This is a genomic window from Plastoroseomonas hellenica, assembly GCF_018129085.1.
Classification (GTDB): Bacteria; Pseudomonadota; Alphaproteobacteria; order Acetobacterales; family Acetobacteraceae; genus Plastoroseomonas; species Plastoroseomonas hellenica.
The window spans coordinates 65,685-87,548 of record NZ_JAAGBB010000006.1 but is presented as its reverse complement, the minus strand read 5'-3'; the positions used below and the strand labels follow the sequence as shown (position 1 = coordinate 87,548).

General features: G+C 70.1%; 22 protein-coding genes. 14 read left to right on the top strand and 8 right to left on the bottom strand.

Annotated elements, in window-relative coordinates; all coding sequences use genetic code 11:
- Window positions 1-113 precede the first annotated feature (113 nt).
- The 4 genes from GXW71_RS06685 (at window position 114) to GXW71_RS06670 (ending at window position 4,978) form a co-directional block, all read left to right on the top strand.
- Window positions 114-2,834 carry a glycosyltransferase gene (locus GXW71_RS06685; RefSeq protein WP_211851641.1) on the top strand — a complete coding sequence of 907 codons (2,721 nt, stop codon included), beginning with the start codon at window positions 114-116 and terminating at the stop codon, window positions 2,832-2,834.
- A 116-nt stretch (window positions 2,835-2,950) separates the two neighbouring features.
- Window positions 2,951-3,244 carry a hypothetical protein gene (locus GXW71_RS06680; protein ID WP_211851640.1) on the top strand — a complete coding sequence of 98 codons (294 nt, stop codon included), beginning with the start codon at window positions 2,951-2,953 and terminating at the stop codon, window positions 3,242-3,244.
- A 67-nt stretch (window positions 3,245-3,311) separates the two neighbouring features.
- Complete coding sequence (locus GXW71_RS06675; RefSeq protein ID WP_211851639.1) at window positions 3,312-3,962, top strand: bifunctional 4-hydroxy-2-oxoglutarate aldolase/2-dehydro-3-deoxy-phosphogluconate aldolase; 651 nt, start codon at window positions 3,312-3,314, stop codon at window positions 3,960-3,962.
- Between the two features lie 59 nt (window positions 3,963-4,021).
- On the top strand, window positions 4,022-4,978 hold the full coding sequence (locus GXW71_RS06670; protein WP_211851638.1) for a sugar kinase: 957 nt from the start codon (window positions 4,022-4,024) through the stop codon (window positions 4,976-4,978).
- Between the two features lie 23 nt (window positions 4,979-5,001).
- Here the strand turns inward: GXW71_RS06670 and GXW71_RS06665 are convergent, their stop codons facing one another.
- Complete coding sequence (locus GXW71_RS06665; RefSeq protein ID WP_246526352.1) at window positions 5,002-5,703, bottom strand: glutathione S-transferase; 702 nt, start codon at window positions 5,701-5,703, stop codon at window positions 5,002-5,004.
- Window positions 5,704-5,813: 110 nt separating this feature from the next.
- Between GXW71_RS06665 and GXW71_RS06660 the strand changes: the two genes are divergently transcribed.
- From GXW71_RS06660 to GXW71_RS06645, 4 genes are all read left to right on the top strand, one after another.
- Window positions 5,814-6,377, top strand: a complete 564-nt coding sequence (locus tag GXW71_RS06660; protein ID WP_211851637.1) for a TetR/AcrR family transcriptional regulator — start codon at window positions 5,814-5,816, stop codon at window positions 6,375-6,377.
- Window positions 6,378-6,516: 139 nt separating this feature from the next.
- Window positions 6,517-7,023, top strand: a complete 507-nt coding sequence (locus GXW71_RS06655) for a 2Fe-2S iron-sulfur cluster-binding protein (RefSeq protein ID WP_211851636.1) — start codon at window positions 6,517-6,519, stop codon at window positions 7,021-7,023.
- Window positions 7,023-8,009 (top strand): FAD binding domain-containing protein, encoded by a 987-nt coding sequence (locus GXW71_RS06650; protein WP_211851635.1) that lies wholly within the window; start codon window positions 7,023-7,025, stop codon window positions 8,007-8,009. Before GXW71_RS06655 ends, GXW71_RS06650 begins: the two co-directional genes overlap by 1 nt.
- Window positions 8,006-10,273: a xanthine dehydrogenase family protein molybdopterin-binding subunit gene (locus tag GXW71_RS06645; RefSeq protein ID WP_211851634.1), complete on the top strand. Its 2,268-nt coding sequence runs from the start codon at window positions 8,006-8,008 to the stop codon at window positions 10,271-10,273. Before GXW71_RS06650 ends, GXW71_RS06645 begins: the two co-directional genes overlap by 4 nt.
- Before the next feature lie 83 nt (window positions 10,274-10,356).
- Here the strand turns inward: GXW71_RS06645 and GXW71_RS06640 are convergent, their stop codons facing one another.
- Window positions 10,357-10,965: a carbonic anhydrase gene (locus GXW71_RS06640; RefSeq protein WP_211851633.1), complete on the bottom strand. Its 609-nt coding sequence runs from the start codon at window positions 10,963-10,965 to the stop codon at window positions 10,357-10,359.
- Between the two features lie 280 nt (window positions 10,966-11,245).
- Here GXW71_RS06640 and GXW71_RS06635 point away from each other — a divergent pair, with 280 nt between their 5' ends.
- The 4 genes from GXW71_RS06635 to GXW71_RS06620 are packed head-to-tail and all read left to right on the top strand — an operon-like array spanning window position 11,246 to window position 15,287.
- Window positions 11,246-12,226 carry an ABC transporter substrate-binding protein gene (locus GXW71_RS06635; RefSeq protein ID WP_211851632.1) on the top strand — a complete coding sequence of 327 codons (981 nt, stop codon included), beginning with the start codon at window positions 11,246-11,248 and terminating at the stop codon, window positions 12,224-12,226.
- A complete protein-coding gene (locus tag GXW71_RS06630; RefSeq protein WP_211851631.1) occupies window positions 12,223-12,996 on the top strand; it encodes an ABC transporter ATP-binding protein in 774 nt (257 codons plus the stop codon). Before GXW71_RS06635 ends, GXW71_RS06630 begins: the two co-directional genes overlap by 4 nt.
- Window positions 12,996-13,760: an ABC transporter permease gene (locus tag GXW71_RS06625; RefSeq protein WP_246526351.1), complete on the top strand. Its 765-nt coding sequence runs from the start codon at window positions 12,996-12,998 to the stop codon at window positions 13,758-13,760. Before GXW71_RS06630 ends, GXW71_RS06625 begins: the two co-directional genes overlap by 1 nt.
- An 18-nt stretch (window positions 13,761-13,778) precedes the next feature.
- The gene (locus GXW71_RS06620; protein WP_211851630.1) at window positions 13,779-15,287 is read left to right on the top strand and encodes an amidohydrolase family protein; all 1,509 of its coding nucleotides are present in this window, start codon (window positions 13,779-13,781) and stop codon (window positions 15,285-15,287) included.
- Here the strand turns inward: GXW71_RS06620 and GXW71_RS06615 are convergent.
- The 3 genes from GXW71_RS06615 to GXW71_RS06605 form a co-directional block, all read right to left on the bottom strand.
- Entirely contained in the window at window positions 15,263-15,985 is a 723-nt protein-coding gene (locus tag GXW71_RS06615) for an aspartate/glutamate racemase family protein (RefSeq protein WP_367617259.1), read from the bottom strand. The two genes, GXW71_RS06620 and GXW71_RS06615, sit on opposite strands and share 25 nt — an antisense overlap.
- A gap of 9 nt (window positions 15,986-15,994) precedes the next feature.
- Window positions 15,995-17,014: a lipid A deacylase LpxR family protein gene (locus GXW71_RS06610; RefSeq protein WP_211851629.1), complete on the bottom strand. Its 1,020-nt coding sequence runs from the start codon at window positions 17,012-17,014 to the stop codon at window positions 15,995-15,997.
- A gap of 162 nt (window positions 17,015-17,176) precedes the next feature.
- Window positions 17,177-17,995, bottom strand: coding sequence for an AraC family transcriptional regulator (locus GXW71_RS06605; RefSeq protein WP_367617258.1), 819 nt, complete (start codon window positions 17,993-17,995; stop codon window positions 17,177-17,179).
- A gap of 73 nt (window positions 17,996-18,068) precedes the next feature.
- Between GXW71_RS06605 and GXW71_RS06600 the strand changes: the two genes are divergently transcribed.
- Window positions 18,069-18,515: a DUF2000 family protein gene (locus GXW71_RS06600; protein ID WP_246526350.1), complete on the top strand. Its 447-nt coding sequence runs from the start codon at window positions 18,069-18,071 to the stop codon at window positions 18,513-18,515.
- Between the two features lie 49 nt (window positions 18,516-18,564).
- Here GXW71_RS06600 and GXW71_RS06595 read toward each other — a convergent pair whose 3' ends face one another.
- Complete coding sequence (locus GXW71_RS06595) at window positions 18,565-20,214, bottom strand: isovaleryl-CoA dehydrogenase (protein WP_246526349.1); 1,650 nt, start codon at window positions 20,212-20,214, stop codon at window positions 18,565-18,567.
- Between the two features lie 152 nt (window positions 20,215-20,366).
- On the opposite strand from GXW71_RS06595, the gene GXW71_RS06590 reads away from it, so the two are divergent.
- Window positions 20,367-21,002 (top strand): DUF2239 family protein, encoded by a 636-nt coding sequence (locus GXW71_RS06590; protein ID WP_211851626.1) that lies wholly within the window; start codon window positions 20,367-20,369, stop codon window positions 21,000-21,002.
- 20 nt (window positions 21,003-21,022) lie between these two features.
- Here the strand turns inward: GXW71_RS06590 and GXW71_RS06585 are convergent, their stop codons facing one another.
- Entirely contained in the window at window positions 21,023-21,436 is a 414-nt protein-coding gene (locus GXW71_RS06585) for a CopD family protein (RefSeq protein WP_211851625.1), read from the bottom strand.
- On the bottom strand, window positions 21,433-21,810 hold the full coding sequence (locus GXW71_RS06580) for a DUF3817 domain-containing protein (RefSeq protein ID WP_211851624.1): 378 nt from the start codon (window positions 21,808-21,810) through the stop codon (window positions 21,433-21,435). The genes GXW71_RS06585 and GXW71_RS06580 overlap by 4 nt, the downstream gene beginning before the upstream one ends.
- Window positions 21,811-21,864 lie beyond the last annotated feature (54 nt).

Sequence of the window (21,864 nt, the reverse complement as noted above, 5' to 3'; positions counted from 1 at the left end):
TGATCGGGTTTTATCCTCCGCAAGGCACGACGCATCGCCCCGTCTCGCCCGGCCAGACGCGCCGGGGGCAGCCCGGGGAGGAGCCCACCCGTGTCACCGGAGAGACCGCGTCCATGAACGCACCCGTCCGACCGCTTTCACTCGCCAAGGCCGGCAAGGGTCGCACCCGTTCGCTGTTCCACCCGGCGACCCTGGCGATCCTCGCCCTGGTCGCGCTGGCGCATCTCGGCGCCTGGTGGGCGCTGAACCGGCCGGCCGCCCTGCCCGATTTCAACGGCCAGGTCGCGGGCCTCGCCTTCGCCCCCTACCAGCGCGGCCAGTCCGCCGAGGGCAATAACTGGCCGTCGGCCGAGGAGATCGCCGGCGACCTGCGCACCGTCGCGCCGATGACCCGCAACATCCGCACCTACGCCGTGCATGGCGGGCTGGAACGGATCCCGGAACTCGCCGCTTCCCAGGGCCTCGACCTGCGCGTCACCCTCGGCTCCTGGCTCGATCGCCGGCTCGACCGCAACGCGACCGAGATCCGCAGCCTGATCGACACCGCGCGCGCCAACCGCAATGTCGACCGCGTGCTGGTCGGCAACGAGGCGGTGCTGCGCGGCGACCTGACGCCGCAGCAACTCATCGGCTACATGGACCAGGTGCGCCGCCAGGTGCGCCAGCCGGTCTCGACCGCCGAGCCCTGGCATGTCTGGCTCGACCATCCCGAGCTCGCGCAGTCGGTCGACTTCATCACCATCCACCTGCTGCCCTACTGGGAAGGGCTGCCGGTCGACGGTGCGCTGCGCTTCATCATGGAGAAGCTCGACCAGATCGCCGCCCGCTTCCCGGGCAAGCCGATCGTGATCGGCGAGGTCGGCTGGCCGTCCGCCGGCCGCGATATCGGCGCCGCCCGCGCGACCCGCGTCAACCAGGCCGAGTTCATGCGCCGCTTCTTCATCGAGGCGCAGCGCCGGGGCCTGAACTACTTCGTCATGGAAGCCTTCGACCAGCCCTGGAAGGTGAGCTTCGAGGGCCGTGCTGCCGGCCATTGGGGTATGCTGGACCTCGACCGCCAGCCGAAGTGGAGCCTGACCGGCCCGGTGCAGGAAACGCCCGCCTGGCCGCTCTGGGCCGGTGGCGCGACGCTCTTCGCCTTCGCCGCCAGCTTCTTCTTCCTGAAGCGCCGGCCCGACATCCGCTGGCAGGGCAAGCTGATGCTCGCGGGTCTCGCCCAGCTCTTCGTGGTCGGCACCACCCTGACCCTGCTGGCGATGAGCGAGACCTATCTCTCGGCCTCGGCCGCCGCGGTCTGGGGCGTGCTGGTGGCGGGCCAGGTGATGCTGCTGGCGCTGCTGCTCTCCGACAGCTTCGAACTGGCGGAGACCATCTTCGGCCGCATCTGGAAGCGCCGCTGGCCGGCGCTGCCGGCGCCCGAGGGCATGGTGCTGCCCAAGGTCTCGATCCACATCCCGATCTGCAACGAGCCGCCGCACATGGTGCGCCAGACGCTCGATGCGCTGGCCGAGCTCGACTACCCGGACTACGAGGTCCTGGTCATCGACAACAACACCAAGGACCCGGCCCTTTGGGAGCCCGTCGCCGAGCATTGCGCGCGGCTCGGCCCGAAGTTCCGCTTCTTCCACCTCGGCAAGTGGCCTGGCTTCAAGGCGGGCGCGCTGAACTTCGGCCTGCGCCAGACCGCAGATGATGCCGAGGTCGTCGGCGTGATCGATAGCGACTACGTCGTGAACCCCGACTGGCTGCGCCGCATGGTGCCCTTCTTCAACGACCCGAAGGTGGGCTTCACCCAGTCCCCGCAGGATTACCGCGACGCCAAGGAGAGCCTGTTCAAGCGGATGATGTTCTGGGAATACGCCGGCTTCTTCAGGGCGGGCATGGTCACCCGGAACGAGCGCAACGCGATCATCCAGCACGGCACCATGACGCTGGTCCGCAAGGCCGCGATGGTCGATGCCGGCGGCTGGGCGGAGTGGTGCATCTGCGAGGACAGCGAACTCGGCCTCAAGCTGATGCGCCAGGGCTGGGAGGCGGTCTACGTGCCCGACAGCATGGGCCGCGGCGTGATGCCGGATGACTTCGCCGCCTACCGCAAGCAGCGCCACCGCTGGGCCTATGGCGCGGTGCAGATCATGAAGGGGCATCTCGGCGCCCTGCTGAACCCCTTCCGCCGCGACCTGACCTGGGGCCAGCGCTGGCACTTCGTGATGGGCTGGATGCCCTGGTTCGGCGATGCGCTCGGCCTGGTCTTCGTCCTCGGCGGCATCGCCTGGTCGATGGGCCTGATCTTCGCCCCGGTGCGGACGGAGTTCCCGATCCTGCTCTTCATGCTGCCGAGCATCGGTCTCTTCCTCTTCAAGCTGGTGCAGATCATGGCGCTCTACGCGGCGCGGGTGCCCTGCGGCTGGCGCGACCGGGTGGGGGCGGCCTTCGCCGGCCTGGCGCTCACCCACACCATCGGCAAGGCGATGCTCGCCGGCATCTTCACCAAGCGCGCGCCCTTCCTGCGCACGCCGAAGATGAAGGACGCTCCGGCCCTGGTGCAGGGCCTGGTGATGGCGCGGGAGGAGTTGGCGCTGCTGGTGCTGCTCTGGGGCTCGGCGATCGGTGTCACGATCGTGCACAAGGCCGGCACCTGGGAGGCGATCCTCTGGACCGCCGTGCTGCTGGTGCAGTCCGTGCCCTATCTGGCGGCGGTCGCCGTCAGCCTGATCGCCGCCATGCCGACCCGGCGAGCCCTGGTCCTGCCGGCGACCGGCGGTAACGCACCGATCCCGCAGCAGGCCGGCCATGCCGGCACCGCCCTCGCCCGCACCGGCGACGGCCTCTGACATAGCGCGGGCGGCGGGGCACGGCCTCGCCGCCCGGCTCATTTCCCGATTGCGTTCGTCCCAAGCCGCGTATCATGATGGGCACGAAGCGATGATTATCGGAAAATGAGACGAACATGGCCGGTTTCAGCAGCGACAGCGCCTCGGTCCTTCCTTTTCCCGGCCGGGACGCGAACCGCCTACGCCTCGCAATCCGGGGGCTGGAAGCAGCGCTCGAGGAACAGGCCCGGGCGATGGCCGGCTTCCGCGCCAGCATGTCGGAGCTGAGCGGCGCCGTAGCCGGGCTAAAGCGCGGCACCGAGGCCTATCATCACCAGCTCGGCAAGCTCGGCAGCCGCGTCGGCGAGGCGCATGCCGCAGCCCGGCGGCTGGAAGACACGGCGACCCTCTGGCTTCGCACGCAGGGCTGAAGCACCGCCCCCTTGCATCCGGGCGCCCATCGCGCTGCCATCCCCGGCCCAGAACCGGGAGGATCCCATGGCGACCACCAATGGCGGCAACGCGCATCCGCTGATCGCGCAGTTCCGCGCCGCCCGGCTGATCCCGGTGATCCGCACCTCGACCGCCGCCCGCGCCGCGACCGCCGTCGCCTGGCTCCAGGACGCGGGGCTCAGCATCTTCGAGATCACCATGACCGTGCCGGATGCGCCGGCCCTGATCCGCGGCTTGGCGAGCGACCCGCGCCTCCTGGTCGGCGCCGGCACGGTGCCGGATGCGGCCGGCGCCTATGCCTGCCTCGATGCCGGGGCGCGCTTCCTGGTCAGCCCCTGGGTCGAGCCCACGATCGTGGAGCCTGCGCATGAGGCCGGCGCCTGCGCCATGCTCGGCGCCCTGACCCCCACGGAAGTGCGGGCGGCACTCGCGGCCGGGGCCGATGTGGTGAAGATCTTCCCCGCCGCCTCGGTCGGCGGGCCCCAGCATGTGAAGGCGCTACGCTCGGTCTTCCCGGAGGTCGTCTTCTGCCCGACCGGCGGCGTCGATGCCCGCAACCTGCCCGACTACCTCGATGCGGGCGCCGCCTTCGTCGGCATCGGCGGCAAGCTGGTGGACGAGAAGCTCATCGCCGCCGGCGACCGCGGCGCGGTCATCGCCGCCGCCCACGCCGCGATGGGCACCGCAACGACATGAGCGCGTCCGATGGCCGGAAGGGCGAAGGCCCTGGAGGGCTGAATCGGCCGCGCCGCGATATGAGTACGCCCACGGCGACGGCACCGGAGCTCCTCTGCATGGGCGAGCCCATGCTGGAGTTCAACCAGCGGCCGCCGGAGCCCGATGGACGCCCGCTCTATCTCCAGGGCCATGGCGGCGACACCTCCAACGCCGCCATCGCCGCGGCGCGCAGCGGCGCCCGCGCCGGCTACATCAGCGCGATCGGCGACGACGCCCCCGGCCGCGCCTTCCTCCGCCTCTGGGAGCAGGAGGGCGTGGATGCCAGCACGGTGAAGCGCGACCCCGCCGCGCCGACCGGCATCTATTTCGTCACCCATGACGAGGCCGGCCACCATTTCACCTTCTACCGCAGCAACAGCGCCGCCGCCCGCATGATGCCGGCCGATGTGCCGGAGGCGGCGATCCGGCGCGCCCGCATCCTGCACGTCTCGGGCATCAGCCAGGCGATCTCCACGAGCGCCTGCGACGCTGTGTTCCATGCGATCACGGTCGCGAAGCAGGCGGGCGTCGCCGTCTCCTACGACACCAACCTGCGCAAGAGTCTCTGGCCGGTTTCGCGCGCCGCCGCGGTGATGCATGCCGCGGTGGCGATGGCCGATATCGCCCTGCCCTCGCTCGAGGATGCCCAGGCGCTGACCGGCCTCGATGCCCCCGACGCCATTGCCGATTTCTACCTGAAGCTGGCGCCGCTGGTGCTGCTGAAGCTCGGTGCCGAGGGCGCCATGGTCGCGACCCCGCAGGGTCGGCGCACCATCCCCGGGCGCCGCGTGAAGGCGGTGGATGCGACCGGCGCCGGCGACACCTTCGCCGGCGCCTTCCTGGCCCGTCACCTCGCGGGCGATGCGCCGGAACAGGCGGCGCTCTATGCCAATACCGCGGCGGCGCTCGCCACCACCGGCTATGGCGCGGTGGCGCCGATCCCGCGCGCGGACGCCGTGCGCGCCGCGATGGCCAGCGCAGCGCGGCTAGGATGAAGACCCTTGCGACCCCAGCGATTTCAAACCGGCGTCTCGGTCGGTTCTGACATCGTCACTCTGTTCTTGACGCTGGGACGTTCCTGCATCCTTGCGTACCAAGCCTGAAGAGCCCCGCACTCCGCAGGCACCGGCAGCTTCACAAGTCCAGCAAAGATCAAACCGCCGATGACCGTGATATCGGCCATAGAGAAGACCTCGCCGGCGACGAACGGCTGCCTTTTTAGAATGGCATCGAGGTAGCGCATGCCCTTCAAGGCTTTGTCGCGCTGACGGAACCCCCACTCGGCGTTCTGATAAGTCTCGACGTCGGGACCAAGCCCCGGCGTGGCGTGGTGGAAATAAACGCTGATGGCGTCGAGCAGCTCCAGCTCGGCGCGCTTGCTCATCATGTGGATCAAGCCCTTTTCGCGCGGTGTCCTGCCGGTGAGAGTGGGAGCGCCATCGAGCGCGTCGAGGTATTCGGTGATGGCCGTACACTCGGCAATGAAGGTGCCGTCATCGAGTTCGAGCACCGGCAAGGTGCCTGAGTAGTTCTTGGCGAGGAACTCGGGTTTCTTGTGCTCGCCCTTCCAAAGATCGACCGTCCCGAACCGGACGCGCGACTGCAGCGTCTTCTCGGCCAAAGCTATGCGGACGCGAGCCGGATAAGGGCCGGTGGGCCAATCGTAAATCGTCATCATGGCCGGCTTGGTTGCGCCAAAATCGATGTTGTCGGAATTCATGCCGCACCTCTACCTGCCAGTTGGTAGATAGCATCTATGGCTTCAAACCCGTGCCGTCAACGCCTATCTGTCACTTGGTAGGTCAGCGGAGACGAAGCGGTGGGAATGCGATGAGTTCAAGTTCCAAGGAGGCCATTCTGGCGGCGGCCAGACGGACCGCGCAGGCGCATGGCTATAGCGGCTTGAATTTCCGCGATCTCGCGGAGGAAGTCGGCATCAAGGCCGCGAGCATCTACTATCACTTCCCGAGCAAGGCCGATCTCGGCGCCGCGGTAGTAAGGCGTTATTGGGAGGACACCGCGGCTGGTCTCGAGTCCATGTTGGCCGAAACCTCGGATCCGATCCGCTGCCTGCGTCGATACCCTGATGTGTTTCGCAAATCGCTCGAGGCTGGCAATCGCATGTGCCTCTGCAGCTTCATGGCTGCCGAATATGACGACCTGCCGGAAGCGGTGAAGCAGGAGGTCCAGGCCTTTGCCGATGTCAACGTGGCGTGGCTGAGCAGGGTCCTGTCCGCTGCGGTCGTGGTCGGTGCCGAGGAAAGCGAACCGAGGGCCCGCGCCATCTTCGCCGCCATCGCCGGCGCTCAGCTCATTGCGCGGAGCCGCTCGGATATCTCCCTCTACGACGCCTTGATCGACAGTTATCGCGCGGCAGGCCTCCTACCCACTTAGAGGCGCAATCTCCGGACAAAGGGGACAGGCAGCTTTCTTCCGCAGTGGCCCGTCTGATCGTTCCCGCTTCGGCTGAAACCTACCGGGCCCGCCGCCGTTCAACGGGCTTCCCTGCCGCAGCCGAAACCGGAGCAGCCATATGCGCTTTTCCATCAACGGCGCCGATCATGAGATCGACTTCGACATACGGACATCGCTGCTCGACCTGCTGCGCGAGCACCTGCAACTGACGGGCACCAAGAAGGGCTGCGATCAGGGCGCCTGCGGCGCCTGCACCGTGCTGGTCGATGGCGAGCGGATCAATGCCTGCCTCGCCCTGGCCGTGCAGTACCAGGGGCGCGCGATCACCACCATCGAGGGCCTCGGCACGCCCGGGCATCTCCATGCGCTGCAGGCCGCCTTCGTGGAACATGACGGCTTCCAATGCGGCTATTGCACGCCGGGACAGATCTGCTCGGCAGTCGGCATGGCGGCGGAAGCACGGCGGGGCGTACCGAGCGTCGTCACCGCGGATCTCGCAGCCACGCAGATCGCGCTCGATCACGACGAGCTGCGCGAGCGGATGAGCGGCAATCTCTGCCGCTGCGGCGCCCATAACGGGATCATCGATGCGGTCCGGCAGGTCCTGGCAAGGGAGGCCGCGTGATGCAGCGCTTCGAGTATCACCGCGCCGCGGACACCGCCGCCGCGATCGCCCTCGCCGCCCGCGCGCCGGAGCCCCACTACCTCGGCGGCGGCACCAATCTCGTCGACCTGATGCGGGAGAACATCGAACGGCCGCGCACCATCATCGACGTGACGGCGCTGTCGTCGGCGATCGAAGCGCGCCCCGATGGCGGTATCCTGATCGGGGCCGGGGCGAAGAACACGGCGGTCGCCGAGCATCGCGCGATCCGCGAGCGGTTTCCGATGCTGGCCCGCGCCATCCTCGCCGGCGCCAGTGCGCAGATCCGCAACATGGCGACCGTCGGCGGCAATCTGCTGCAGCGGACGCGCTGCTACTACTTCTATGATGACGCTGCGCACTGCAACAAGCGCAAGCCCGGCACGGGCTGCGATGCGGTCGAAGGCTTCAATCGCATCCACGCGATCCTCGGCGCCTCGCCGAGCTGCGTCGCGACGCACCCCTCCGACATGTGCGTGGCGCTCGCCGCCCTCGATGCCATCGTCCATGTCGAGGGTCCGGGCGGCAGGCGCTCCCTCCCCTTCGGCGCGTTCCACCGGCTTCCGGGCGATCGGCCCGACCTCGAGACCGCGCTCGGTCCCGCGGAGCTGATCACCGCCGTCGAGCTGCCGGCCGGCGCGGCCGGGCTGCGCTCGACCTATCGCAAGGTGCGGGACCGCGCGAGCTACGCCTTCGCGCTGGTCTCCGTCGCGGCGGCGCTCAGGATCGAGGACGGCAAACTCGCGGAGGTCCGCCTGGCCCTCGGCGGCGTCGCCCACAAGCCGTGGCGTGCTGCCACGGCGGAAGCCGCGCTGCGCGGCAAGCCAGCCGGCGCCGATGCCTTCCGCGCAGCCGCGGAGGCGGAGCTGGCGGCAGCGAGGCCCCTCAGCGGCAACGCCTTCAAGATCGAGCTGGCGAAGCGCACGATCGCCGCGACGCTCAGCGAGCTGGCGGGCGCGCGGCCATGAGCGCCCTGGCCCAAACCTCCTGGCGGCCGGACGGCGCGTCCGATCCGCTCGCCACCCGGCACGGGCTGATCGGCGCCCCGGTATCGCGCATCGACGGGCCGCTCAAGGTCGCGGGCCAGGCGCGTTTCGCGGCCGAGGTGTCAATGCCCGGCCTGCTGCATGCCGGCTTCGTCTACAGCTCCGTGGCCCGCGGCCGTATCAAGGCGATCGACACCGCGGCGGCGGAAGCCCTGCCCGGCGTGGCGCTGGTGATGACCCACCGCAATGCGCCGCGGATGAAGCCGCCGGCCCTGTTCGGCACGACGCCGGAGGCGGCCGGGGCGAGCGACTTGCCGATCATGCAGGATGCGGAGATCCACTGGAACGGGCAGACGGTCGCCGTCGTCCTCGCCGAAACGCGGGAGCAGGCGGAGGAAGCGGCGGCGCTGGTCGCCGTGGAGTATGAGAGCCTGCCGGCAGTGACCGCCTTCGCGGCGGCGAAGGCGCATGCGCATCCGCCGGAAAGCGTGCTGGGCGAGCCGGCAGTGCTGGAGATCGGCGACGCCGAGGCGGCCCTCGCCGCAGCCGCGGTGAAGGTCGACCTGACCTTCACCACCCCGCGCCAGAACCACAACGCCATCGAGCTGCATGCCGCGACCATCGCCTGGGAGGGCGATCGGCTGACGATCCATGACGCGAGCCAGCTCGTCACCATGACCGCCGCGACCATCGCCCAGGTATTCGACCTGGATCCCAAGCAGGTCCGGGTGCTGTCGCCCTATGTCGGCGGCGGCTTTGGGGGCAAATGCCTCTGGGACCACCAGATCCTCGGCGCCGCAGCGGCGCGGCTGGCCGGCCGCCCGGTGCGGGTGGTGCTGTCGCGCGAGGGTGTCTTCCGCCTGGTCGGCGGGCGCACCCAGACCGAGCAGCGCGTGGCGCTGGCCGCGACCGCGGATGGCAAGCTGGACGCGCTGATCCATACCGGCGTCGCCGCGATGACGGCGCACAATGCCTGCCCCGAGCAATTCACCTTCCCGGCCCGACACCTCTATGCGGCGCGCACCTTCAAGCTGGTGCAGCAGGTGGCGGAGATGGACATGCTCGCCAATACCTTCATGCGCGCGCCGGGGGAATCCATCGGCACCTTCGCACTCGAATGCGCGATCGACGAGCTGGCGGAGAAGCTCGGCGCCGACCCGGTCGCCTTCCGCCGCGGCATCGAGCCCGAGAAGGATCCGACATCGAGCCACGAATTCTCCACCCGCCATCTGAACGAGGCCTATGCCGCGGGCGCGGAGCGCTTCGGCTGGGCGAAGCGCAGCGCCACGCCCCGTGCCAGGCGCGACGGCGAATGGCTGATCGGCATGGGATGCGCGACCGGCACCTATCCCTACTACCGCATGCCCGGCGGGGCGGCACGGATCACGCTCACCGCCGATGGTCGGGCGCGGGTCGCGGCGGCGGCGCATGAGATGGGCATGGGCACCGCGACCGTGCAGAGCCAGGTCGCGGCTGAGCGGCTCGGCCTGCCGCTCGACCGGGTCAGCTTCGCCCTTGGCGATACCGAGCTGCCGCCGAGCCCGGTGGCGGGCGGTTCCAACCAGACCGCGGCGATCGGCGCCGCGGTGATCGCCGCGCACACCGAGCTGGTGAAGGCGTTGCTGAAGCTCGCCGGCAATGCGTCACCGCTCGCCGGACTTTCCACCGACGAGGTGGAAGGGCGCGACGCCGGGCTCGGCAAGCGCGGGGACGCAGCGCGCTTCGAAAGCTATGCCTCCATCCTGCGTCGGGCGGGACGCGATGAGGTCACGGTGCAGGCCGAGGCGCCGATGCCGCTCGAGCTGCAGAAATGGTCGATGCATTCCACCGCCGCGCAGTTCTGCGAGGTGCGCGTGAGCGAGAGCACCGGCGAGGTGCGCGTGGCGCGCTTCCTCGGCTCCTTCGATTGCGGCCGCATCCTCAACGCCAAGACGGCGCGCAGCCAGTTCCGCGGCGGCATCGTGATGGGGCTCGGCCTGGCGCTAACCGAAGAGACACTGTTCGACGAGCGCAGCGGGCGCATCGTGAATGCCACCATGGCGGAGTATCATGTGCCCGTGCATCTCGACGTGCCGGAGATCGAGGTCATCTGGACCGACATCCCTGATCCGCGCACGCCGATGGGCGCGCGGGGCATCGGCGAGATCGGTATCACCGGCGTCGGCGCCGCGGTCGCCAATGCCGTCTACAACGCCACCGGCAAGCGCATCCGGGACCTGCCGATCACGCTCGACAAGCTGCTGTGAACGCCGCCTGAGGCAAGCGGAGCCCGATCCCCCCCGCGGCGTCCGGCAGATCTTCTCCGGGCCAGCGGCAAGGGCGGGCCCGTTCAGGCGACCGGCACGAAACGGTCGCCCTCGAGCCGCTCCAGGACGCCGGTATGGATCGCGAAGCGGAAACCGTGCAGCGTCAGCCGGCCTTCGGCCACCGCCTCCGCGATCCAGGGGAAGGTCATCAGATTGGCAAGCGACAGGCGCACCACCTCGTTCTCGCAATGGTGCAGCAGCGCGTCGCCCGTGAGGCCGACCGGCACGCATTCCAGCACCGGCGCCGCCAACGCCATCCAGGGCGCCACGAAGTCCCGCGCCTCCCGCGGCGCGCCTTCCACCATGGCGCGCACGCCGCCACATTGGGCGTGGCCGAGCACGACGATGCGGGCGACCTTCAGCACCCGCACGCCGTATTCCAGCGCCGCGCTGGTGCCGTGGTGGCCGGCATCGGGCGTGAAGGGCGGCACCAGCCCGGCGACGTTGCGCACCGCGAAGAGCTCGCCGGGGCCGGCGCCGAACACCGTCGCAGGGTCGACCCGCGAATCGGAGCAGGCGATCACCATGGTCTCCGGGCTCTGCCCCCGCCGGGAAAGCTCCTCGTAGCGGGCGCGCTCGGTGGACCAGATCTCAGTCCGGAAGCGGCGATAGCCGTCGAGCAGGCGGTTCATCAATCCCTCAGAACTCTCGCGCGAACACGTCCTCCGCGCCGGGGCCCGGACGCACTTGTTCGCAGGCTTATGGCCCTGACGCCGTGGCTGCGAAACCCCCGGCATCGACTTCGCCCCGTGTCGCCGATCCAGGTTCTTGTTTTGCCACGCAGTTTCGCCAATCGGCGAGGCCCGCTCGAACCGGATTCTCATCAATGATGCTTGCGCAACCCGACGCCATGCCCTTGCATGCCGCCCGGGAGAACGCCCCACCGCGGCCGCGCCAAGGGAAGGGGACTGTATGAAGCCGAGGATTCTCGCCGCGATCGCCGGCGTGCTGCTGTCCATCGCGACGCCGGTCGCCGCGCAGGACCGCGCGCTGCTCCAGCTCGACTGGATCCCGACCGGTGAGCACGCGGCCTATTTCGCCGGCGCCGCCCGCGGCTTCTGGCGGGAGCAGGGGATCGAGCTTTCGCTCGCGCGCGGCTACGGCTCCGGCGATACGGTCACCAAGGTCGCCTCCGGCGCCGCGGTATTCGGTGTCGCCGATGTCGGCGCCGTGCTCGCCGCGCGGGCGCAGCAGAACGTGCCGGTGCGCTCGATCTCCGCCGTCTACACGCATTCGCCGCATTCGCTCTTCGTGCTGCGCTCCTCCGGCGTCACGAATTTCCGGGGCCTCGAGGGCCGCCGCATCGCGGTGACGCCTGGCAACAGCCACCGCCTCTATTTCCCCGAAGTCGCGCGCCGCGCCGGCACCGATCCGGACCGCATCACCTGGGTGAATACCGATGCCTCCGCCATGGCGGCGCTGCTGATCGGCCGCCGCGTCGATGCCGCGCCCTTCTATTCCATCCACTGGTACTACCAGAACAAGGCAGCCCAGCGCGCCGGGCAGGAGATCGTGGTGCTGCCCTTCGTCGAGACGGGTTTCGCGATCTACGCCGCCAGCCTCATCGCCGCCGACGACACCATCCAGCGCAACCCAGACCTGGTGCGCCGCTTCCTGCTGGGCGCGCAGCGCAGCTTCGAATGGGCCAATGCCAACCAGGCCGAGGCCTGCCGGCTGCATGTCGCCCGCAACCCCGAGGTCGAGCAGGACGACTGTGAAGGCAGCATCCGCGCCACCATGGGCTTCGTCTTCAACGACCACCAGCGCGCGACCGGCCTCGGCCGCTTCGAGCCGGAGCGCCTTGCCTTCACCTGGCGCGTGGTCGCCGAGAGCCTGCAGCTCAACGCGGGCTGGGACCCGACCCAGGCGGTGACCACGGCGCTGCTGCCGTGATCGCGATCGAGGGCGTGGGCAAGCGCTTCTCCGGCCGCGATGGCGGCGCGGTGCAGGCGCTGGAGGACGTCTCGCTCACCGTGGCGCCGGGGGAGTTCGTGGCGGTCGTCGGCGCCTCCGGCTGCGGCAAGTCGACCTTGCTGCGCTTGATCGCCGGCCTCGTCGCACCCAGCGCCGGACGCGTCGCGATCGATGGCGCCCAGGTCACGGGCGCTCGCACCGACACCGCGATGGTGTTCCAGGCGCCGACCCTGCTGCCCTGGGCCGATGTGCTGAAGAACGTCACCTTCCCGATGCGGCTGATGCGCCGCGCGGGGCCGGGAACGGAGGACGCCGCCCGCGCCCTGCTGGCCCGCGCCGGGCTCGCGGGCTTCGAAGGGCGGCTGCCGCGCGAGCTCTCGGGCGGCATGCAGCAGCGCGTCGCGATCTGCCGCGCGCTGCTCCAACAGCCCCGCATCCTGCTGATGGACGAACCCTTCGGCGCGCTCGACGCCCTGACGCGGGAGGAGATGAGCCTGGAGCTGCTCCGCCTCTGGACCGAGAGCCCGATGGCCGTCGTCTTCGTCACCCATTCGATCAGCGAGGCGGTGCTGCTCGCCGACCGCGTCATCGTCATGTCGCCGCGCCCGGGCCGGGTGGTGGACGATGTCGCGATCCCCCTGCCCCGCCCGCGCAGCTTCGACCAGGAAGGCCTGCCCGCCTTCCAGGCCGCGGCGCGGCGCATCCGCGACCACATCTTCCGCGGCCAGGCCGCGCGGGCCGCCGCCTGATGGCCCGCGCCCTGCCCGCCACCATCGCGCTGATCGTCTTCTTCGCGCTCTGGGAGGCCGCCTGCCGCGGCTTCGCGATCCCGGAATTCCTGCTGCCGGCGCCGAGCGTCATTGCGCGCGCCATCGCCGCGGCCTGGCCCATGGTGCTGAACCACACCCTGGCGACGCTCGGCACCGTGCTGCTCGGCTTCGCCGCCTCCATCGCCGTCAGCCTGCCGCTGGCGATGGCGATCGCCTCCTCCACAACCATAGCCGCCGCGCTCTATCCCCTGCTGGTGGTGACCCAGTCGATCCCCAAGGTCGCCCTGGCACCGATCCTGATCGTCGCCCTCGGCGCCAATGAGGCGCCGCGCATCATCGTCACCTTCCTGGTCGCCTTCTTCCCGCTGGTCGTCGCCTCCGTGGCCGGCCTGCTGGCAGCACCGCCCGAGCTGATCGAGCTCGGCCGTTCCTGTCGCGCCGGGCGCCTGCAGGAGCTGCTGCGCATCCGCCTGCCCTTCGCGGTGCCCTTCGTCTTCGGCGGGCTCAAGGTGGCGGCGGCGCTCTCGGTCGTGGGCGCCGTGGTCGCCGAATTCGTCGGTGCCGATGCGGGTCTCGGCTATCTGATCCAGACCTCCATGGCCTTCTTCCGCACGCCGCTCGCCTTCGGCGCGGTGGTGATCCTGGCGATCCTCGGCATCCTGCTCTTCCAGGCAGTCGCCCTGGCGGAGCGGCTGCTCTTTCCCTGGTCGAGCGGCGCGGAACGCCCCGCCCTCGCCGCCTGAACGCAAGGAGGCCCGAGCATGGCCAAGAACGAACCGGGCATCACGCTTATCCGCGGCGCACGCATCGCCGATGCCGGGCTGCGCCGCGCCGAAGCCGGCGACGTGCTGATCGAGAACGGCGTGATCCGTACCGTCGGCACCGATCTCACCGCGCCGGCGCATGCGACGATCGTCGACGCGGCGGGCATGCTGATCCATCCCGGCCTGATCAACGGCCATACCCATGGCCATGGCGGCCTCGCGCGTGGCCAGGGCGACAAGTGGACGCTGGAGCTGCTGCTCGCCGCGGCGCCTTGGATCGGCGGCAACCGCGCACTCGCCGACAAGAAGCTCGCCACCCAGATCGTCGCCGCCGAGATGGTGTTGAAGGGTTGCACCGCCGCCTATGACCTCTATTCCGAGCTGCCGCTGCCGACCGTCGAGGGCATGGATGCGGTGGCCGAAGCCTATGCCGGCATCGGCATGCGCGCGGTCATCGCGCCCATGGTCGCCGACCGCACGGTGTATGAGGCGATCCCCGGCTTGCACGATGCCTTGCCGGAGGGCCTTCAGAAGGATGTCGCGCGGCTCCGCCTGCCGGCCTGGCAGCAGACGCTCTCGGCCATGGAGACGGTGCTGAAGGGCTGGTCCTGGGCGTCGCACGACATCCGCTACGCGATCGCGCCGACCATCCCGCACCACTGCTCCGACGACTTCCTCTGCGGCTGCGCCAAGATGGCGAAGACGCATGGCCTCGCGGTGCATAGCCATGTCGGCGAGAGCAAGGTGCAGGCGATCACCGGCATCAAGCGCTACGGCAAGACGCTGCTCGCGCATATGGATGTGATGGGCCTGGTCGGGCCGCGCTTCACGGCGGCCCATGCCGTGTGGCTCGACGATGACGACATGCGCCTCGCCGCCGATCGCGGCGCGTCGCTGGTGCACAACCCCGGCAGCAACATGCGGCTTGGCAACGGCATGTTCCCGCTGCGCCGCGCGCTCGACCTCGGGGTCAATGTCGGGCTCGGCACCGACGGCGCCAATTGCTCCGACAACCAGAACATGTACGAGGCCATGCGTTACGCCTCCATGCTCTCCAAGGTGCAGACGCCGGACCCGCGCGGCTGGGCGAGCGTCGAGGAATGCTATCGCGCCGCGACCGCCGGCTCCGCCCGCGCCCTCGGCTTCGAGGATATCGGCGCGATCGCGCCGGGCATGAAGGCGGACATCGTCTTCCTCTCGCTCCGGCACGTGAACTGGATTCCGCATAACGGCACGGTCAACCAGATCGTCCATGCCGAGGACGGGAACGCGGTGCGCCACGTCATGATCGGCGGCCGCTTCGTGGTGCGCGACGGGGAGCTGCTGACCCTCGACCTCACGAAGCTCGCCGAGGAGGCGGAGGCGGCGCGGGAGCGGCTGGAGGCGCTGAACGCCGGCTACCTCGATCTCTACAACCGGCTGGAGCCGATCGTCGCGAGCTTCTGCCCGGGCATGGCGGCCGGGCCCTACCAGGTCCGCCGCTACCTCTGCGACGCGGTCGGCTGATCTCCAGTCGCGAAGTCCACCGCGGCCTCCGCATGGATGGCCGTCGTGTCGAAGAGCGGCACGGCGCTGTCCTCCGGGCGGACCAGCAGCATGATCTCGGTGCAGCCGAGGATCACCGCCTCGGCGCCGCGCTCCACCAGCCGCGCGATGACAGCGCGATAGGCGTCGCGGGAGGCAGGCTCGACCCGGCCCTGCACCAGCTCCTCATAGATGATCCGGTGCACCAGGGCGCGGTCGGCGTGGTCCGGCACGAGCACGTCCAGCCCATGCTTCGCCTCCAGCCGGCCGCGGTAGAAATCCTGCTCCATGGTGAAGGCGGTGCCGAGCAGTCCGACTCGGCTTATGCCGGCGGCCCGGATGCGCGCGGCGGTCGGATCGGCGATGTGCAGCAGCGGCACCTCGACCGCCGCCTGCACGGCGTCCGCCATGCGGTGCATCGTGTTGGTGCAGATCACCAGGCATTCGGCGCCGCCACGCTCCAGCCGCTCTGCGGCCTCGACCAGCAGCGCCGCCGCGTCGTCCCAGCGTCCGGCATGCTGCAGCGCCTCGATCTCCGCGAAGTCGAAGGACCACATCAGGATGCGGGCGGAGCGCAGCCCGCCCAGCCGGTCGCGCACCCCTGCATTGATCAGGCGGTAGTATTCGGCCGAGCTCTCCCAGCTCATGCCGCCGATCAGGCCGAGGACGCGCTGCCGCACGCGGCGCCCTCAGAACCGGAAGGTCACGCTGACCGAGCCGAATTGCTGGGCGCCGCCGCGCTGGCCGTAGAACTCCTCCGAGCGCCAGACCTGGGTATAGGCGAAGCGGACGCCGCCCCACATGATCGCCGCGCCGACCTGGAGATCGCCGACGAAGGGCCGGTGATCCACCCGGCGGCTCTCGCGCCAGGTATTGCCGTCAAGGAAGATATCGTTGGCGATGGCGCGCCCCTCGACACCGCCGAAGACATACCAGCCGAAATCGCCGGAGCGCGGCTGGAAGAAGCTGGACCCCGCCAGGGCCGGGCGGATCCGCGCCGGCCCGTAATCCGCCTCCAGCCCCTGCCCGATGCGCAGCACGGCGCCGGCGCCGGCGAGGCTGGTGATCGTACCGGCGGCGAGCGTCGCGGAGGGCAGCAGCTCCGTCTCCATGCCGAGGAAGCGCACCAGCGGTACCCGCCAGGTGCGGCTCATCACCGCGCCGAACACGAATTCGTCCTTGAGCTGATAATCCCAGCCGCGCGACCGGCCGTCGCCGATCAGGTCGTGGAAATTGTTCTGCACCTGCTCGCCAAGGGCGCTGGGGCCGACGAGGCCGGCCTGGAGTTCGAACAGGGTGAAGCTGGTGCCGGCATCGCGCGCCAGCGAGATGGTGCCGTAGAGGAAGCCGGCATAGGGCCGGTCCCGCGGATCAGGGTTGCGGCGCTCAGTATCCTCGGGCGTGTAGATCGACTGCCCGATCGCGGCACCCCAGCGGAGCTGTCCCGGCCCCATCACCGGATCGAGCTGCCGGTTCAGCCAGGCCAGCGGCGACGGCAGATCGGCGGAGGCCGAGGTCCAGGAGAGCTGCAGGCCGTTGCTGTAATAGCGATCGGTGCCGGTGAAGACGTCATTCTCGATCGAGAGCGACAGGGTGGCCCGCAGATCCGGCGGCGGCGGCGTCGGCGCGGACGGGATCGTCGGCACGATCTGGGCCTCCGCCATGACGGGCATGAGCGCCATGGCAATGGCGGCGAGGCGATATCTCATGGCGTAAATTCCCGATCAGCAATGAACCGCGAGACAACGTGACGCTTCGGCGATGGTTGCGAATCCGCCATCAGCGCAGCGGAGAATAGCCGCCGGCACCGGCATCGCCACCCACCTTCGCGCCATTTCGCATACCGTACCGTTGCGAAAACGGTACGGTGGTCATGCGCGCTGGCGGCCGGCACCCAGCAGCGCCGCCCAGCGTCCGGGTGTCAGGCCGAAGGCTTTCTTGAAGTGCCGGTTCAGATGGCTCTGGTCCGCGAAGCCGGTCGCCGCGGCGATGTCGGCGAGCGATTCGCCCGCCCGGATCATGCGGCGCGCCCGCTGCAGCCGGCGCATCAGCAGGAAGCGGTGCGGGCTGGTCCCGAGCAGGGCCCGGAAATGGCGCGACAGCGCATAGCGGTCGAGCCCGGTCACGCCTTCCAGCTCCGCCGCCCCAACCGCCCGTGTCGCATGCGCTTCGAGATGGTCGCGCGCCAGCAGCACCTGGCGGCGCGCGAGCAGGACCTGCCGCGGTGCCAGCCGGCCCGACGGCTTCAGCGGCCGCCCGGCATGCCGCGCCAGCCCGCGCGCCACCGCGGCCACAACATCGGCGACGAGGATCTCGTCGAGCCCTTCCTCCAACGGCGTCAGCGCCGCGAGCAAGGCGGCGCGGAGCGATGGGTCGGTCAGCACCGGCTGCCGGACGAAGGGCAGCGGTGCCTGGTCGCCGAGTGCCCGCAGCAGCAGGGAAGGTTCCAGGTAGAGCATGCGATAGCGCAGCCCGTCCTCGGTACCCGCGCCGCCGTCATGCAGCTCATCCGGATGCAGCGCGATGACCTGGCCGGGCAGGCTGTGCCGCTCCTCGCCGCGGTAGCGGAAGCGCTGCACGCCGTCGAGCGTGACCCCGAGCGCATAGGTGTCGTGGCGATGCGGCGTGAAGGCATCGCCGAAGAAGCGCGCCTCGATCCGCTCGATGCCCGGGGATGGCGGCGCGGGCACGATGCTGCCGCCGCCCGGGGTTTCGCACGAACGTCCAAGACCCTGGAATGCCCGAGGCGTCAGATCAGTCCCCATGACCCAGCCGCCGCCATCGCCCGCCGAGGCACGCCCGATCTTCGAGACGAAATTCGCGATCGTCCTGCGTGACGACCTCGCGTCCTGGCAGGCGCTGAACGTCACCGCCTTCCTCACCAGCGGCGTCGTCGCGCAATCGCCAGGGGTGATCGGCGAACCCTATCGCGACCGCGCGGGCCATCTCTACAACGCCCTCTCCGTGCAGCCGATCATCGTGCTGGCAGCCGATGCGGCCACCATGGCGGCGATCCACCGGCGTGCCCTGGAACGCGGCGTGACCGCCTCGCTCTATATCGAGGAGATGTTCTCGACCGGCCATGACGCCGCCAACCGTGCCGCATTCGCGGGCTTCGGGCCAGAGGACGCCAGGGTCGTCGGCATCGGGCTGCGCGCCGAGAAGCGGATCGTGGACAGGATCACCAAGGGCGCCAGCATGCACCCCTGATACGCATCAGGCGGACCACCCGACGATGCCGGGCGGCAGCCATGCCCGGTCAGCCCGGCCGCGCCCGCGCCAGGATCTCCCCGGTCGCCAGGCCAGCGGGCAGGGTTCCGAAGGCGCCCTGGGTGCCGCCCTCCCGCAGGCGCGACGCGCAGAAGGCGTCCGACACGGCGGCCGGTGCGAAGCGCAGCAGCAGCGATGCCTGCAGCACCTGCACCAGCACCTGTACGACGGACCGCGCTTCCTCCTCCGCGACGCCGGCGGCGAGACGCGCCTCCAATTGCCGCAGGCAGGCGTCGAATAGCGGGTTGGCCCCGGCGGCGGGCCGCAGCTCCGCCATCACCACCTCCAGCGCGGCGGGCGCGCGGGCGATCGCGCGCAGCACGTCGAGGCACATGATATTGCCCGATCCCTCCCAGATCGAGTTCACCGGCATCTCCCGATAGAGGCGTCCGAGCGGCGCTTCCTCGACATAGCCGCTGCCGCCGAGCACCTCCATCGCCTCCGCTGCGAAGGCAGGGCCGCGCTTGCACACCCAATATTTCGCGGCCGGCGTCATCAACCGACGGAAGGTGGCCTCGGCCGGATCCTCTCCGGCGTCGAATGCCCGGGCCAAGCGCATGGCGAGCGCCACCGCCGCTTCGTATTCCAGCGCCAGGTCGGCGAGCACGTTGCGCATCAGCGGGTGATCGGCCAGGTGCCGCCCGAAGCTGCTGCGATGCTCCGCGTGATGGATGGCTTCGGCGAGTGCGCGCCGCATCAGCCCGGCGGTGCCGAGCGCGCAGTCGAGCCGCGTATGCGTCGCCATCTCGATGATGGTCGGCACGCCGCGCCCTTCCTCGCCGAGCGGCCAGGCGAGAGCGTCCTGGAACTCGACTTCGGAGGAGGCGTTGGAGCGGTTGCCGACCTTGTCCTTCAGGCGCTGTAGGCGCAGCGCGTTCGGATCGCCGTCCGGCGTCCAGCGCGGCAGGAAGAAGCAGGTCAGCCCGCCCGGCGCCTGCGCGAGCACCAGGAAGGCGTCGCACATCGGGGCCGAGAGGAACCATTTATGCCCGACCAGGCGATAGGCGCCCTCCCCTACCGGCTCGGCGCGCGTCGCATTGGCGCGCACGTCCGAGCCGCCCTGCTTCTCCGTCATGCCCATGCCGATCAGCGCGCCGGCCTTCTCCGCGACCGGCCGGAAGCCAGGGTCGTAGGCGCGGGAGAACAGCTTCGGCAGCCAGCCGGCGGCGAGCCTCGGCGCGGCCGCACGCAGCACGGGGATCGCGCCATGGGTCATGACGATCGGGCAGGCCGCGCCCGCCTCGACCTCGCAGGCGAGCAGCAGCCCCGCTGCGCGCGCCACATGCGCGCCTGGGCGCGGATCCGACCAGGGGCTCGCATGCAGGCCCTGCCCGACATAGAGCGCCATCGTGGCGTGCCAGGCCGGGTGGAACTCGACTTCGTCGCGCCGATGCCCGTAGCGGTCGAAGGCGCGCAGGATCGGCGGGCTGGCATTGGCGAGGCGGCCGAGCTCCAGCGTCTCCGCGGTGCCGAGGCGGCGGCCGAACTCCGCGAGATCCGGCTGCGCCCAGCCCGCCCCCTCACGCGCCACCGCCTCGGTCAGCGCGCGGTCGGTGGTGAAGAGGTCGAGTTCGGCGAGCGGTGGCGGCTGGTTGCCGACCACGTGCGTCGCGAAGCGCGATGGCAGGGGATTGTCCATGGTTCGCCCTCCCGCCGGCATCGGGAGTGCCGGCCGGGCCATCATAGAGACGAACAGGAGGCGCGGCCGCCACTGCGAGCAATATAACCCGGGTCATATTGACGCGATCAATTTGATCCGGGTAATTATCACTCTCTGAAAGGGAGAGCCCCATGCCCGATCCTCTGTCCAGGCCATGCACGGCCTTCGACGGCGTCCGCCGCATCGCGAGCGGCGCCCTGGTCGATGTGGCCTTGGCCGCGAAGGCCGCCCTGGCCAGGAACCCGACCGGGCCGCTCCTCACCTTCGACGACGCGACGGGTGCCGTGATCGATCTGGACCTGCGGGGCGGCACGGCGGAGATCGTGTCGCGCCTTCTCGAAGAGGCGAAGGGCGCGCAGCGGCCGGCCGGCCCATCCGGTCAGGATGACGCGGAGGAGAATGCGCCATCCCGGGGCCGAGGCCGGCCCAGGCTCGGCGTCGTCGCGCGTGAAGTGACCCTGCTGCCCCGTCATTGGGAATGGCTCGCGACGCAGCGCGGCGGCGCCTCGCATGCGCTCCGCCGATTGGTGGACGAGGCGCGGCGCGCCGATGGCGGACGCAGCCAGTCGCGCGCCGCCCAGGAGGCGGCCTATCGCTTCATGTCGGCGATGGCGGGCGATCTTCCCGGCTTCGAGGAAGCGTCGCGGGCGCTCTTCGCCGGCGATCGCGAGCGCTTCGCGGAGCACAGCGCTGCCTGGCCGGCCGATATCCAGACCCATGCGCGAAAGCTCGCCTGGGAGCGGGCGGCCGAGACACCAAGGCCGTGAAACCGCGCTCGGCGCCGCCCTTACGGCTTGGCGACCGCGAGCACGGCGATCGCCAGGATCCCCAGCAGGATGAAGGGCGCCGGACGCCAGGATGGAACCGCGGCGCCGCCGGCGAGCCGCCGCAGGTACCCGGACTGCACGCCGTGGAGGCCGGACAGGACGACCACGATCGCCAGCTTGGCCTGCAACCAAGTCTCACCAAACCAGTGCCCGGACAGAGCCAGAGCAAGGCCGAAGGCCCAGACCAGCAGCATCGCCGGCGTCGTTACGGCCCGGTCCCAGCGGCGCATGACGCGCGCCGCGCCCGGCACGCTTCCGGGGATGGCCGCGGCGGCGGCGAGAAACACGGATAGGGCGAGAAGGCCGCCGGCGAAAGCGATGGCGGCGGCGACATGCAGCGCCTTGAGCCAGGGATACAGCGCGGCGACGCTCATGGTCCGACATTCCCGGGCTGCAGCGCGGCCGCCTTGCGCGACAGCAGTCCGAGATTGAGGAAGCCGCCGAAGGGCAGGAAGGCGAGCGCGAAGAGGCGCGCCACCTCGGCGCGGCTCCATCCCCCTCCTGCCACGGTCTGCATCGCCGTCCATGCGAAGGCGACGAAGGCCAGGCCATGGATCGGTCCCATCGCTTTCACGCCCGGCTCCCAACCAGCGAGGTGCTTGAGCGGCACGGCGAGACCGATCAGCAGGAGGAGCGTCGCCGCTTCGATGACAGAGGCGATCTCCAGCCGGCGGAGTTGCGCGCGTTCGGCCGCTTGATCTGCCACTGCGGTCGCGGCGCCTCGCCCGGCAATCTTCTCCCTCTGCATTCCGGTTCCTCATGTCTGGGGAAGGCCCTGTACGCGCCGCATGCTGCAGGCGTG